This window comes from Devosia sp. 1635, from assembly GCF_013185955.1.
Classification (GTDB): Bacteria; Pseudomonadota; Alphaproteobacteria; order Rhizobiales; family Devosiaceae; genus Devosia.
Genome location: NZ_JABAOM010000003.1, coordinates 191,834 through 205,128, shown reverse-complemented (window position 1 = coordinate 205,128; position 13,295 = coordinate 191,834). Strand labels below are relative to the sequence as shown.

The 13,295-nt window shown below is 62.9% G+C and carries 11 protein-coding genes; 6 read left to right on the top strand and 5 right to left on the bottom strand.

Translation table 11 applies throughout. The features are described 5' to 3' along the window. Nucleotides 1-46: 46 nt before the first annotated feature. Nucleotides 47-580: a cytochrome b gene (locus HRU92_RS13235; RefSeq protein ID WP_172121532.1), complete on the top strand. Its 534-nt coding sequence runs from the start codon at nucleotides 47-49 to the stop codon at nucleotides 578-580. Here the strand turns inward: HRU92_RS13235 and HRU92_RS13230 are convergent. From HRU92_RS13230 to HRU92_RS13215, 4 genes are all read right to left on the bottom strand, one after another. Then, entirely contained in the window at nucleotides 577-1,176 is a 600-nt protein-coding gene (locus tag HRU92_RS13230; RefSeq protein ID WP_172121531.1) for a chloramphenicol phosphotransferase, read from the bottom strand. The two genes, HRU92_RS13235 and HRU92_RS13230, sit on opposite strands and share 4 nt — an antisense overlap. Further along, nucleotides 1,173-2,543 carry a serine hydrolase gene (locus HRU92_RS13225; protein ID WP_173088308.1) on the bottom strand — a complete coding sequence of 457 codons (1,371 nt, stop codon included), beginning with the start codon at nucleotides 2,541-2,543 and terminating at the stop codon, nucleotides 1,173-1,175. Before HRU92_RS13225 ends, HRU92_RS13230 begins: the two co-directional genes overlap by 4 nt. 64 nt (nucleotides 2,544-2,607) lie before the next feature. Continuing rightward, nucleotides 2,608-3,141, bottom strand: a complete 534-nt coding sequence (gene ppa / locus HRU92_RS13220) for an inorganic diphosphatase (RefSeq protein WP_127754715.1) — start codon at nucleotides 3,139-3,141, stop codon at nucleotides 2,608-2,610. Between the two features lie 94 nt (nucleotides 3,142-3,235). Beyond that, a complete protein-coding gene (locus HRU92_RS13215) occupies nucleotides 3,236-3,688 on the bottom strand; it encodes a universal stress protein (RefSeq protein WP_172121529.1) in 453 nt (150 codons plus the stop codon). A 66-nt stretch (nucleotides 3,689-3,754) separates the two neighbouring features. On the opposite strand from HRU92_RS13215, the gene HRU92_RS13210 reads away from it, so the two are divergent. Next, nucleotides 3,755-4,327, top strand: a complete 573-nt coding sequence (locus tag HRU92_RS13210; RefSeq protein ID WP_172121528.1) for a hypothetical protein — start codon at nucleotides 3,755-3,757, stop codon at nucleotides 4,325-4,327. A gap of 1 nt (nucleotide 4,328) precedes the next feature. Here the strand turns inward: HRU92_RS13210 and HRU92_RS13205 are convergent, their stop codons facing one another. Then, entirely contained in the window at nucleotides 4,329-4,769 is a 441-nt protein-coding gene (locus tag HRU92_RS13205) for a TerB family tellurite resistance protein (RefSeq protein WP_127754712.1), read from the bottom strand. 197 nt (nucleotides 4,770-4,966) lie between these two features. Here HRU92_RS13205 and HRU92_RS13200 point away from each other — a divergent pair, with 197 nt between their 5' ends. From HRU92_RS13200 to HRU92_RS20880, 4 genes are all read left to right on the top strand, one after another. Then, nucleotides 4,967-5,773: a hypothetical protein gene (locus tag HRU92_RS13200; RefSeq protein ID WP_172121526.1), complete on the top strand. Its 807-nt coding sequence runs from the start codon at nucleotides 4,967-4,969 to the stop codon at nucleotides 5,771-5,773. Beyond that, nucleotides 5,658-7,328 (top strand): DNA polymerase Y family protein, encoded by a 1,671-nt coding sequence (locus HRU92_RS13195; RefSeq protein ID WP_172121525.1) that lies wholly within the window; start codon nucleotides 5,658-5,660, stop codon nucleotides 7,326-7,328. The genes HRU92_RS13200 and HRU92_RS13195 overlap by 116 nt, the downstream gene beginning before the upstream one ends. Further along, a complete protein-coding gene (locus HRU92_RS13190) occupies nucleotides 7,325-10,747 on the top strand; it encodes an error-prone DNA polymerase (RefSeq protein ID WP_173088302.1) in 3,423 nt (1,140 codons plus the stop codon). The genes HRU92_RS13195 and HRU92_RS13190 overlap by 4 nt, the downstream gene beginning before the upstream one ends. A gap of 134 nt (nucleotides 10,748-10,881) precedes the next feature. After that, nucleotides 10,882-13,188: an EAL domain-containing protein gene (locus tag HRU92_RS20880; RefSeq protein WP_172121523.1), complete on the top strand. Its 2,307-nt coding sequence runs from the start codon at nucleotides 10,882-10,884 to the stop codon at nucleotides 13,186-13,188. Nucleotides 13,189-13,295: the final 107 nt, after the last annotated feature.

The window sequence follows — 13,295 nt, the reverse complement described above, 5'->3', positions numbered from 1 at the left end:
ATGCTATGTATAGGCGGTCCCTCCAGCTGGCACAAGGATCACTCCCATGTCGCTCAAGAGTACGCCGCGTCGTTATGGCACTATCGCCATCCTCATCCACTGGATCACCGCGGCGGCCATCGCCGTCATGCTGGGTACCGGCCTGTCTGCCAGCAATGCCAGTGATCCGGCGACCGAAGCGGCCTTGCTGCGCTTTCATGCCATTGTCGGGGTTTGCATCGCCGTGCTGACCGTGTTCCGCATTGTCTGGTGGGTGTTCTTCGATCGCCGGCCCGAGGACGGCGCCAGCCCCTCGCGGCTCGAGCACCTGGCGGCGCGCAGCGTGCACTATGGGCTTTACCTGGTGATCCTTGTCATGGTCGCGAGCGGCATGGGCACCCTGATCACAACCGGCGGTAATCTGGTGCTGTTTGGCGGCGGCGGTGCCTTGCCCGATTTTGCCCTGGCACCACCCTTTACCGTGCATGCCATTGTGGCACGGCTGCTGCTGATCCTGGCGCTTGGGCACATCGCCGCCGCGCTTTACCACCAGTTCATCCGCCGCGACAATTTGCTGGCCCGCATGGGGCTCGGGCGCTAGAGCCGGGCGAGCTGGGGCAGGGCCGTTTTGGGCCGGGTCAGCGCCTCCGCGATCACGGCCACGCAGTCCTGTGGGCTCATGCTGCCCGTGTCCACTTCCCCATCATAGATGCCGGGCTGGTGCACCGCCTCCTGCCAGCGCAGCACCGGTGCGGGAACACCTGGTCCCGCGGCATAGAACCCGTTTTGCGGATCGGCATTGCGGCGCGCCATGATCGTCTCGATCGGGCAGCGCACGCCTATAAGCAGTGCATCGAGCCCCGCTAGCTGCCGCGCCGAACGCGGCAGGATCCCGAGGGGTGCCGAATAGCCGTCGTGGTGCCCGACATCCGCAACCACATCAAAGCCATCGCGGGCATGGGCGGCGATCGTGGCGTAAAGCGCGTGATAAAGCCGGACCACCACCGGCTCGAGATCGGGCCGCTCACCGCCCGGCCGCAACCCAATTCCGGGCCGCAGCACTTCGGGCAGGGTGGCGTTCTGGCCATCCACCCCTAGATTGATCCACTGCCCGGGCAGGCTGTCCTGCATGGCCCGGGCGATGCTTGATTTACCCGAGCGCGGCGCGCCATTGAGGATGACGACCCGGCCGCTCATTGCCGCTTGCCGGGAATATCCTGCCCATTCTGGTGCAGCACGAGACCGGTGACCTGCTCCTCGGCATCGAGCTCGAAGCTGATCTGGGCGTCGACCACGGTGTAAAAGAACTCGGTTTCGCTTTGCGGCAGCACTTCCAGCCGCTCTTGCCCGCTCGCCTGCACGAACAGCCGCCCCCCTTCGCTCGTGACCACCAGGTCAAATTCGGGCCCTAGCCGATAAGTGCCGGCATAGCGCGGCAGTAGCCCTGGATCGATGCTGACCGGCACTCGCCCCTCTGGTTGTGGCGCCAGCGGCAGGCTGGGCTCGAGCAGGTGAAAGCCCAAATCCTCGATCCCGGTTTGCGTCACCGCATTGGCCAGCACCACCGCGCCCGCTTTGCTTTCGGGCGCATAGCCGATGAAGCTGTTGAAGCCCCCCGTGATGCCATTGTGCCAGATCAGTGGGCCGGTTGGGCCATTAAGCACCATCCAGCCCAGCCCAATCCGCATATTGGGCGAACCAGCCGGTCGCTGCTCAGCCAGCATCAGCGCGAAGGCTGGAGCGAGATCGGTCACCACAGCGCCGCTGGCGGCTTGGACGAAGCGAGTGAGATCGGCGGCGGTGGAGCAATAACCACCCGCCGGGGCAAACACGTCAAAGCCCCAATGGGGTACCGCATTGCCGGCCCGGTCATGCCCGGTGGCAAACCGCCCGGGATCGACGGGCACAAGGCCAGTCTCGGTCATGCCCAAGGGCTCAAGAATGCGCTCGTGCACAAGATCGGCGTAGGGTTTCCCCCCGGTATGCTCGAGCGCCAGTCCGAGGAGCGCCGCCCCAGTATTGGAATATTCAAATTGGCTGCCCGGTTCCCGGAGCAGCGTGTAGCCCGTCAGAAACGCCAGCAGCTGTTCGGCGCTGTAGCCGCGATATGGATCGGCGGGATCTGCCACGCCCAGATCGGGGGGAATGGCGGGCAGGCCCGCACTGTGCGTCGCAAGATCAAACAGGGTAATCTCGCGGCCGGCAAGGCTGGGTACCGCCGTGCCGGCCGGCAGGTAGTTGGCAACGGGTGCATGAAGGCTCACCGCGCCATCGAGCACAAGTTGCGCCAGCAGCAGATTGGTGAAGAGCTTGCTGATCGAGCCGATCTCGAAGATCGTCGTTTCGCTTACCGGCGCGCCGCCCTCGGCAACAACGCCATGGCCGGCAAATTGGACCTCGCCATTGTGCACCCGGGCCGTCGCAATACCCTTGCCTTGCCCGGCGCGATCGAGCCGATCAGCTAAAGCCGCAGCGATGTCGGGCGAGGAGGATGATGCTGTCTGGGCCAGCGCCGGGGTGGCGCAAAGGCCCAGGGTAAGCAGCGTTGCAGTTCGACGATTCATCGGGGCCCTCGCAGGTGCATTGCTCGAAGGCTGCACCCGCGTTGCGGCCAAGATGGGGCAGGGCCTATTGGGCGCCCTTGGCCATCTCGATGGAATCGAGAATCACCTTGCGCGCATCGGCCAGATTGCCGATCCGGTCGATCTTGGCCCATTTGCCGGGCTCGAGATCCTTGTAGTGCGTGAAGAAGTGCTTCACCCGCTCAAGCTGGATTTCCGGGAAATCCTCGATATCGAGGATGTTGTCATACATGCGCGTCAGCTTGGACACGGGCACCGCGATGATCTTTTCATCCTGCCCGCCATCGTCTTCCATGAACAACACGCCAACCGGGCGCGAGCGCACCACGGCGCCGGGCACCAGCGGGCGCGAATTCATCACGATCACATCGAGCGGGTCGCCATCGCCACACAGCGTATGGGGCACAAAGCCGTAATTGCCGGGATAGCGCATCGGGGTGTAGAGGAACCGGTCCACGAACAACGCGCCCGAGGCCTTGTCGATTTCGTACTTGATCGGCTCGCCGCCCAAAGGCACTTCGATGATCACATTGAGGTCTTCGGGCGGGTTCTTGCCGATTGGAATGGCGTCGATGTTCATTGGGCGTTCAGCCTTGGTTCATCTGGGTGGCGAAAAGGTGGCGGCCTTGTTGCCCAGAACCGCCAGCAAAAGCAAGCCTCTTGCCTGTAGTGGCTTATTTCACCACCAAAACCGGCACTTTGGCGCGCGCCAGCACCTCGGCCGCCTGGCTGCCCAGCAATAATCGCCCTAGTCCCCGCCGCCCATGCGAGCCCATCACGATCAGATCACTTCCCTGCTGCTCGGCCGTTTCGATGATGCCGTCAGCCGCTAGATGGTCGGGCAGGTGCAGCGTTTCGGCAGCTATTCCAAAGGCTTGCGCCTGCTCCTGCGCCGCCGCCAGCACCTTGCCGGCACGTTCGCGATAGCCATCCTCGAGCTGGGTGATCAGCGGCCCCGCATCAATCTGGCCAAATCCACCCGTGCCCCCAACCATGGTCGTCACCGGGTCGGTTACGGTCAAAACGGTCACCTTTCCGCCACTGCCCTTGCCTAGGTTGAGCGCCGCAGCGAGGGCCTTGTCGCCCAGTTCGGAGCCGTCGGTGGCGATGAGGATGTTGTTGAACATCGGCGTTTCTCCCTGTGATGGAATGGCTTGCAACGGTTTTGTAGCAGAAACACAAAGGTGGCGAATTTGATCTCGATCAGAATGGCAGGGCTATTTTGCCTCGGTGCGGCATTGGGGGCCAGTGCCTTGGCGACCCCCGCCCTGGCCCAATCGGGTTTCAACAGCGCCTATACCGATCTGGATCTGAACGAGTGCCTCGTGCTTGACGCCGACGATTTCGGCGCCAGCTGGGCCTGCCCCGGCTATAAAGGCTTTCCGCTCAAGGTCATGGAAGGGGACCTGCGCTTTTCCCTGGCCTATGGCTTTGGCGACAACAACGAGAACGGCGCCCAAACCCTGCCGCCCTTCAACCGCCTCGGCCCCAAGCTGGAATGGCGGCTGTCCAACGCCTCCGGCCGCTGGCTGCCTATCGCGACCATCGTGCGCTACCACACTGCCGATGCCGAAACGGGCGAAGACAGCAACGAGATCCTGGTGGTTAGCCAGATTGCCGAAGGCAATTCCTGTCACATCGCCTATGTGGACGCCTTGGCTAATCCCGATGCCAACGAGTTGGCGCGTGCCGCCGCCGACCAGGCTGGCGAGTTCGATTGTGCGCTTGATGAAGCCAAAACCATCGGCACCTTCAAGGCCTGGTAGCTCAAGAGGATCGAGATTTGCCGATCTGGTTGCGCAGCACGGTGCGTTCGCGCGAAGGTACGCCGATCAACTCGGCAATGCGCCAGACCATGTTGTCCTCAAGTTCGTGATTCTTGCCATCGGCAAACACCACTTCCCACATCATGCGGATGATGGCGATGCGATCCTCGAGCTCCAGCGCGGTCAGGGCCGAGGTAAAGCGGTAGAAATCCACCGCCTCGGCATCGCGCATGGCGCCTTGCCGCACCAGTTTATCCACAGCCGCTTCATCGAGTTGGTAGTGGCTCATCAGCGCAGTCTTGATGGCCTGCTGCTCTTCGGGCTTCATCTGCCCGTCCACCGATGCCAGATGCACCAGGAGGGCTGCTGCCGCCAGTTGCGGATCATGCTCGTCCATTGCCGTTTCCGGTTTTGCAAACAAGCGAGTAAGGGCGTCGAACATGCAAAACCTCTGCCGGCATCTGGCCTTTCGGCGTAAGAGGAAAGCGCTAAGGCGCGGTTAGCGTTCCATCCTTCATTGCGAGGGCGGTGGATGGCAAAGGTTAACCTTTTCCCCAACCCCGCAAAAAGACTCGGCTTGACTCCGGAACCCGGTCCGTAGTGTTCTTGTTTTGTTCTGAACCAAGAACCGAAAGCCCCATGAGCGACCTTGACCGCCAAACGCGCCTTGCGGCGCTGCGCACCCGTATTGCCGATCTCGAACGCCGCCCGGCCCTGGCCGAAACGGCGGCACCGGGAGCGATGGCGGGCGGCTTTCCCCTGGCTGGCCCGGGGGTGGTGCATGAAGTGTTCGCCGATGAACGGCGCAATGGCGGCGCTGTGCTGGGGTTTGCGCTGGGGCAGGCGCGGGGATTGCTGGGGGGCACCCGCCAAGCAGTGGTTTATCTGCAGATGACGGCCGATGCTCAGGAAATGGGCCTGCCCTATGGCAGCGGGCTGCAGTTTTTCGGCTTTGATGCGGCTGACCTGGTGCTGATCCGGCCTGCCAATATCGCCGAATTGCTGTGGGCAGCTGAGGAAGCGCTGGGCTGCGGAGCGGTAGCGGCCGTGGTCGCCGACGTCGCGGGCCAGGCCAAGATTCTCGATTTCACCGCCAGCCGGCGCCTCAGCATGCGGGCCCAAAGCGGCGGGGCATCGGTGTTTCTGCTGCGCTATGGGCGCTGGCGCGAATCGAGCGCCGCGCAGTTGCGCTGGCACCTGGCGCCCCTGTTGAGCGCCCCCACCCCCTTTGATGCCCGTGCCCCAGGGGCGAGCCGCTGGAGCGCCCGGCTGGAAAAGGGCGCGCTTGGGCAAGGCCATGGCGGCGAATGGATCCTGGAGTGGACAGAAAATGGCTTTCGAGCAGAGCAAACAGCCCGCCCCGGTGTGGATGGAACAACGGGGAGCACGCCGCTTCCTGGCACTTTACCTGCCCGATTGGGCGACCGACTATCTCAAGCGGGCTGACCGGCAACTCCAGTCACCCCTCGCGCTGTTTGAGCGCATCAAGGGGGGCATGCGGCTGGCAGCGGTGGATCGGGAAGCGGCGGCGGCCGGGCTCAGCCCGGGCCAGAACCTGGCCGATGCGCGCGCGCTGGTGCCCGATCTGCACACGCTGCCTATCGGCCGGCCGCTCCTGGAAGCCGCCTTTGCCGATTTTGCTGATTGGCATTCCAATGCCAGCCCGCTGGTCGCGGTGCTGCCCGACATGAGCCCCTTTGGCGATCTGGTGCTCGATATCACCGGAGTATCGCATCTGTTTGGCGGCGAGGAAGCGATGCTTGCGACCCTGCTCAAGCGGCTGGCGGTTCTGGGCTATCGGGTCCAGGGCGCGGTGGCCTCCACCGTGGGCGCAGCCTGGGCTGTTGCCCATTTTGCCGCCAACCAGGTGGTGGCTGCGGCCGATACCGAGCGGGTCCTGGCGCATCTGCCGGTCGCCGCGCTTCGCCTCAGCCCGATCCAGATTGCCGGGCTCAATGCCATGGGGCTCAAGCAGGTAGGGCAGGTGCGCGGGCGCGAGCGCAAGGCCCTGCAGGCCCGGTTCGGCTTGTCGCTGCTGACCCGGCTCGACCAAGCCTATGGCGCACTCGAAGAACGTCCCGTGCCCCGCCTGCCCCTGGCTGAACGCTATGCCGAGCGCCGCTTTGCCGACCCGATCGGCTTGATGGACGATGTGCTGATGTGTGCCCATGACCTGGCGGTGCAGATTGGGCTGCGGCTCGAAAGCGAAGGGCTGGGTGCGCAAAGCTTTCATCTGTTCCTCTATCGGGTGGACCACAAGGTGATGTGCCTGTCGGTCAATGCGGCCCGGGCCACGCGAGACCCTGCCCATATTGCGCGTCTTTTCGCCCATCGCTCCGAGCGGCTGGGCGGAGATTACGATGCGGGGTTTGGCATTGATGCGATCCGGCTTGCTGCCAGCTCGGTGTCCCCGCTCGATGCCGTGCAGGTGGGCGCCTTTGCCGCTGCCGACGGGGCACAGGATCTGGACCGGCTTTATGACCGCATGGCTAGCCGCCTGGGGGCGCTGGCGGTGCTGCGCACCAAATTCAGCAATACCCATATTCCCGAGCGGGCCGTGCGGCTTGAGCCGGTGATCGCCCGCACCCCCGACGATCCCGAAGCGCTGCCCGATCCCGGCCGGGCGCGGCCTCTGCGGCTCCTGCCGATGCCCGAGCCCATCACCATCACCGCCGCCCAGGTGCCCGATGGTCCTCCCGCCGGCATGATCTGGCGGCGGGTGGGGTACCAGTTCATCAAGACCTCGGGGCCCGAGCGCCTGGCGGCCGAATGGTGGCGCAGCGGCCAGCGCCTGCAATTGGTGCCATCGCAGGGACAGGGGAGCAAGCCGGGGCAGGCTCAGCCCTATCTACCCCAATTGGTGCGCTTTGATCCCGAAGCGCAAACGCGCGATTATTTCATTGCCGAGGATGATGGCGGGCGCCGGTTCTGGCTCTATCGGCAGGGCTTTTATGGCGGCGCCACGGGGCCCTCCTGGTTTCTGCACGGGTTCTTTTCATGAACGAGGTGCTGTCATTCCCCCGTGCGGGGAGCGGGCGGGAGCAGCCGCCGGCGCCGCAATTTGCGGAACTGGTGAGCACCAGCAATTTCTCGTTTCTGCGCAGCGGTTCGCACCCTGAAGAGTTGGTATCAGCCGCCATCCACTATGGCATGACCGGGCTCGGGCTATGCGATCGCAACAGCTTTGCCGGCGTGGTGCGCGGCTACATGGTGGCGCGAGACATGGGGCCGCAGGCGCCCGGCTTTCGTTATCTCGTAGGCGTGCGGCTGGTGTTCAGCGATGGCACGCCCGACATCATCGCCTATCCCAGTGACCGGCAGGCTTATGGCCGCCTGTGCCAGCTGCTGACGCGGGGCAATGGGCGGGGGGAAAAGGGCGCTCCGGTGCTCTATCTCGCCGATCTTCTGGAAATGAACGAGCTAGGGGAAAAGCCGGCGGCGGGGCAGCTCCTTATTCTCATGCCCGATGAAAGCGACTGGGAGCTGACCGAGTGTACGCTGCAAACCCTGGCCGGGCAGGCCAAGGGGCGGGTGTGGGTTGCTGCCGCCCCCCGCTACGCCGGCTCCGATCGGGCCCGGTTCAACCGCATTGCCGAGATGGGGCGCCGGCATGGCGTGCCCATGCTCGCCACCAATGACGTTTTATACCACGAGCCCAACCGGCGGATGGTGCAGGATGTGGTCAGCTGCATCCGTCAGCACCTGACCCTTGAAACCGCCGGCAGGCGGCTCGAAGCTAATGCCGAACGCCATCTCAAGCCCGGCCGGGAAATGGCAAGGCTGTTTACCGAACATCCCGATGCCCTCCGGCAAACCCAGCTGCTGATGGACCGGATTGGCTTTTCGCTCGACCAGCTCAAATACAACTATCCCGAGGAAACGGTCGGCAATGGGGAAACCGCCCAGCAGACCCTTGAGCGCTTGACCTGGGCCGGCGCAGCCAGGCGCTTTCCCGATGGGGTGCCCGACGAGGTCAAGCGCATGATCTGGAGCGAATTGTGCCTGATCGCCTATAAGCGCTACGCGGCCTATTTCCTGACGGTCCATGACATCGTGATGTTTGCCCGCTACGAGCGCAAGATCCTGTGCCAGGGGCGCGGTTCGGCGGCCAATTCCACCGTCTGCTTTTGCCTTGAGATCACCGAGGTCAATCCGGTCACCGGCAATCTGGTGTTCGGGCGCTTCATTTCCACCGAGCGCGACGAGCCGCCCGATATCGACGTCGACTTCGAGCATGAGCGGCGCGAAGAGGTGATGCAATATGTTTACCAGAAATATGGGGGCAAGCGCACCGGCCTGACCGCCAATGTGATTTCCTATCGCTCCAAGAGCGCCATGCGCGAAGCCGCCAAGGTGTTCGGGGTTGCCGAGGATACGGTGGCTGCGCTCAACCAGATGCAATGGGGCTGGGGTGCCCCTTTCGATCTGCGCGAAGTCGAGCGGATCGGCATGCATCCCGATGATCCCGTGCTCGCCCAATTGTTCGAGGTGACCAAGGTTCTGCATGGCTTTCCACGCCATCTGAGCCAGCATGTGGGTGGGTTCGTCATCACCCGGGACTCGCTGGAAAGTCTGGTGCCGATCAGCAAATCGGCCATGGAAAGCCGCACCATCATTGAGTGGAACAAGGACGATATCGATGCTTTGGGCATTCTCAAGGTCGATATTTTGGCCTTGGGTATGCTGTCCTGCCTGCGGCGCGGTTTTGAGCTGATGCATCGCCACTACGATCAGGAGATCCGGCTGGTGGATCTCCTGGCCGAAGAAACCGATGCCGATCAATCTAAGAAGGCGCGGGTTTATGCCATGACCCACCGCGCCGACACGATCGGGGTGTTCCAGATCGAAAGCCGGGCGCAGATGTCCATGCTGCCGCGGATGCGGCCGCAAAGATTTTATGACCTTGTGATCGAGGTGGCCATCGTGCGGCCAGGGCCAATCCAGGGTGGCATGGTGCATCCCTATCTGCGGCGCCGGCTGGGCAATGAGGAGGTCACCTATCCCAAGCCCGAGCTCAAGGCCGTGCTGGGGCGCACCCTCGGCATTCCCTTATTTCAGGAGCAGGCCATGCAGATCGCCGTGGTCGGGGCGGGCTTTTCGGCTGGGAAGGCCGACCAGTTGCGCCGGGCCATGGCCGCGTGGCGACGCACCGGCCAGATCGCGCAATTTGGCGAGGAGTTCATCGCCGGGATGCTCGCCAATGGCTATGAGCTGGAGTTCGCCAAAAGCTGCTTTGCGCAAATCCAGGGTTTCGCCGAATATGGCTTTCCCGAAAGCCATGCGGCTTCGTTCGCGCTGCTGGTTTATGCCTCCTGCTGGCTCAAATGCCATTATCCCGATGTGTTTGCCTGCGCACTGCTCAACAGCCAACCCATGGGCTTTTATGCCCCGTCGCAGATTATCCGCGATGCGGTCGAGCATGGGGTAGAGGTGCGGCCCGTCGATATCAATCACTCCGACCTCGAGCATGTGCTGGAAGGCGATAGCCGCCCTGCATCCGAGCATCTTTGGGCGCAACACGCCGACATGGCGGACGATATCCGCTCTACCCATGCCATCCGGCTGGGGCTGTCGGCGATCAAGGGGCTCAAGGAGGATCACGCCAATCGGCTCGTCGCGCGACGCGGGCGGGGCTATGATTCCGTGCGCGATCTATGGCTGCGCACCGGGCTGCCGGTGGCAAGCCTCGAGATCCTGGCTCAGGCGGATGCTTTTGGCTCGTTGGGCCTGTCGCGCCGCGATGCGGCCTGGGCGGTAAAAGGGCTGACGGCCACTGCCGGCGCCGAAACGCTGCCCTTGTTTGCCGCCACCCCAGGGGCGCAATCGCTCGGCGAAGGAGAAGCCGATGCGGGCCTGCCGCCGATGCCGCCCGGCGAAGAGGTGATCCATGATTATCGCCACCTCAGCTTCTCGCTAAAAGGCCACCCGGTGCATTTTGCCCGGCCGCAGCTAGAAAGGCGCGGCGTGGTCAAGGCCAGCGCCTTGCTGGGGCTTTCCCCCGGCCGGCAAGTGGAGGTGGCGGGTCTGGTGCTGGTGCGCCAGCGGCCGGGCACTGCGCAGGGAGTGATCTTTGCTACCCTCGAGGATGAAACCGGCGTGGCCAATATAATCGTGTGGCCAAAAGTGTTTGAAGCCAATCGGCGCGTGGTGCTGGGTGCGCGCATGCTGGCGGTTAAGGGCGAGCTGCAGCGGGAGGGTCTCGTGATCCATATTGTTGCCCGACAGCTGACGGACCTGACACCAACCCTCTTGGACATTGCCGATGGTCATCCCTTGGGCGATGCCGTGTTGGCGCGTGCGGACGAAGGGCGCACCGGCACCCCGGGCAGCCGGGGACCGGAACGAGACCAGTTGCGCCACGAAGATACAGCCCGCCGCCACGCCCATGCGGCCTTGCCCAGCGGACGCAATTTTCACTAGGCGGGTCGTTCCTGAAAAAGCTCGCAAGCGGCTTTCCGGTATCGCTCTCGGTAATTTACGTATTGAGGACACGATCTCAAGCCCTCCTTAACCTCGATAAGGTTTGATTGGCCGATCACGAACCGGAGACAGGTGTGTTCACCCCCGCGCATAAATCAATGCCGGCGCTCGATTACGTATCGACCGTCAAGTCTGTCTATAAGGACAGGCGCGCGATGATTTACGGCACGCTGGCCAGCGCTGTCGGCGCGGCCACGACCGCGCTGAAAACCGGATCTCCGCTGCTTTGGGGCATCACCGTCATTTTCCTGTTGATCGCCGTCTTTCGATTTATCGACATGACGCAGTTCAAGCAGGCCGATATCGGTCCAGAGGATGTCGACGCGGCCTATCAGTGGGAAGTGCGCGCTACGCTCTGGGGCGCTTTCGCCGCGCTTGTTTATGGCTCCTGGTGTTTCTTCAGCTTCGTCTTTGTTGATGATCCCGTCGCGGAGATCATCAGCATGGTCACTACCACTGGTTGCATGGTGGGCATTGTTACGCGAAATTTCGGGCTGGACCGGCTCCTCACCCTGCAACTGGTTATTGCCTGCACCCTGATGTGCGCCGGGTTGCTGCTCGGGGGGGATATCTACCACCAGGTTCTTGGCGTCCTGATGCTGCCCATGCTGCTCAGCATGCGCGTATTGGCGCGCGATGTCCGCTTGATCCTCCTTAGCGCGGTTCACCAGCGGGTTGAGGCCTCCCGCCTCGCCATTGAGCTCGATACCGCGCTCGATACGATGCAGCATGGCCTGTGCATGCTTGATAGCCGGGGCTTTATCTCAGTCACTAATGATTATGCCGAAAAGATCTTCCAGGCGCTGGTGCCGGGAGAATGGGGCGGCCGGTGCTTTTCCGACAGCATCGCGCAGGCCGAAGCCCACGATACCCTGTCGCACCCGGATGCGCAGAATCTGCTCGACTGCGTTGCCCGGGGTAGTGGCAAGACTGTCCTGAAGCTCGAAACCGGTGAGTTCATCGAAGTTACGGTCAGTTCACGGCGCGAACAAAAGGTGCTGCTGTTCGAAAACATCACCGCGCGCGTGGAGGCGGCCGAGCGGATCAACTTCATGGCGCATTTCGACAGCCTTACCGGTTTGCCGAACCGGGGGCACTTCGCCGAACTGGTGGAAGCCGATCTGGTGCAGCGCCGCACCACGCGCGCCTTTGGCGAGATCGTGCTGATGATCGTGGACATCGACGACTTCAAGCATGTGAACGATACGATGGGTCACCTGATCGGGGACCGCCTGCTGGTGGAGGTGTCCCACCGCCTCGACACCTTGATGGGGGTGGATTGCCTTGTCGGCCGCTTTGGCGGGGATGAGTTCCTGGTTTATCGCGGCGATGTCACCCAGGCAGAGGCAGCGCGCGATGCCGAAGCCATCGTTGCCGTGTTCAAGCCGCCATTCAACATCATGGGCCAGGTTATCGCTGTCAATGTCAGCGTTGGCCTCGTGGTTGAGGACGCCATGGCCGAGGGGCTGGATTCGCTGATGACCAAGGCCGATCTTGCGCTCTACAAGGCCAAGGGCTCGGGCAAGTCGCAGGTGCAGTGCTTCCAGGAAGAAATGGACGTGGATTACCGGTATCGCCAGCGCCTCAAGACCGATCTGCGCCATGCCCTTGATACCGACGCGCTGTCCCTGGTGTTCCAGCCGATCGTTGATATCCAAACCCAGCGCGTGGTCAGCTGCGAAGCGCTGGCGCGCTGGCACCATCCCGAACTCGGACCCATTTCCCCAGCCATTTTTATCCCAATGGCCGAAGAAACCGGCTTGATCTCCGATATCAGCCGCTGGGTGTTGACGACCGCTACGCGCGAATGCCGCTCCTGGCCCGAAGATGTCAGCGTTTCGGTGAACATCTCGGCTCGCGATTTCCGCAATGCCGATGTCGGTGACATGGTCGAGGAGGCGCTGCGCAGTTCCGGCCTGGCACCGCACCGGCTGGAAGTCGAGGTAACCGAAACCGCGCTGATCGAGGAGCGGGACGCGGCCACCAAGATCCTGAGTGGATTGGCGACCAAGGGAATCGGCATTGCGCTTGATGATTTCGGCACCGGCTATTCGTCGCTAAGCTATCTGCAGGCGCTGCCGTTCACCAAGCTTAAGATCGATCGCAGCTTCGTCATGAACATCGCCGCCGATGCGCGGGCCCTCAAGCTCCTGTCCAATGTGGCCCAACTGGGCAAGGACAACAATCTGGTGATCACTGCCGAAGGCGTGGAAACCGAGGACCAGTTGGAGCTGGTTTCCCAGCATACTTGCGTGGATCAAATCCAGGGCTTCCTGTTTGGCGCGCCGCTCCCGCGGCGCGAGATTGCCGAGTTGATCGGCCGCATGCGCATGGCGCAAAGCTTCCCTGCGAAAATCGTCAAAACGGTTAATTCTCGGTAAACGCCCGCCCCTCCGGCGTTTTTGCCGGCGGCAGAAAATTTCCCTCGCCAGAAACGCCGCCAGACCCCGCAGTTCCCCTGTTTTCAACATGACTAACAAGTGATTAA

Bases quoted from the DNA above. Each gene is read 5' to 3' on its own strand.
- HRU92_RS13235 (WP_172121532.1), top strand. From the start codon at position 47: ATGTCGCTCAAGAGTACGCCGCGTCGTTATGGCACTATCGCCATCCTC.
- HRU92_RS13230 (WP_172121531.1), bottom strand. From the start codon at position 1,176: ATGAGCGGCCGGGTCGTCATCCTCAATGGCGCGCCGCGCTCGGGTAAA.
- HRU92_RS13225 (WP_173088308.1), bottom strand. From the start codon at position 2,543: ATGAATCGTCGAACTGCAACGCTGCTTACCCTGGGCCTTTGCGCCACC.
- ppa (WP_127754715.1), bottom strand. From the start codon at position 3,141: ATGAACATCGACGCCATTCCAATCGGCAAGAACCCGCCCGAAGACCTC.
- HRU92_RS13215 (WP_172121529.1), bottom strand. From the start codon at position 3,688: ATGTTCAACAACATCCTCATCGCCACCGACGGCTCCGAACTGGGCGAC.
- HRU92_RS13205 (WP_127754712.1), bottom strand. From the start codon at position 4,769: ATGTTCGACGCCCTTACTCGCTTGTTTGCAAAACCGGAAACGGCAATG.
- HRU92_RS13200 (WP_172121526.1), top strand. From the start codon at position 4,967: ATGAGCGACCTTGACCGCCAAACGCGCCTTGCGGCGCTGCGCACCCGT.
- HRU92_RS13195 (WP_172121525.1), top strand. From the start codon at position 5,658: ATGGCTTTCGAGCAGAGCAAACAGCCCGCCCCGGTGTGGATGGAACAA.
- HRU92_RS13190 (WP_173088302.1), top strand. From the start codon at position 7,325: ATGAACGAGGTGCTGTCATTCCCCCGTGCGGGGAGCGGGCGGGAGCAG.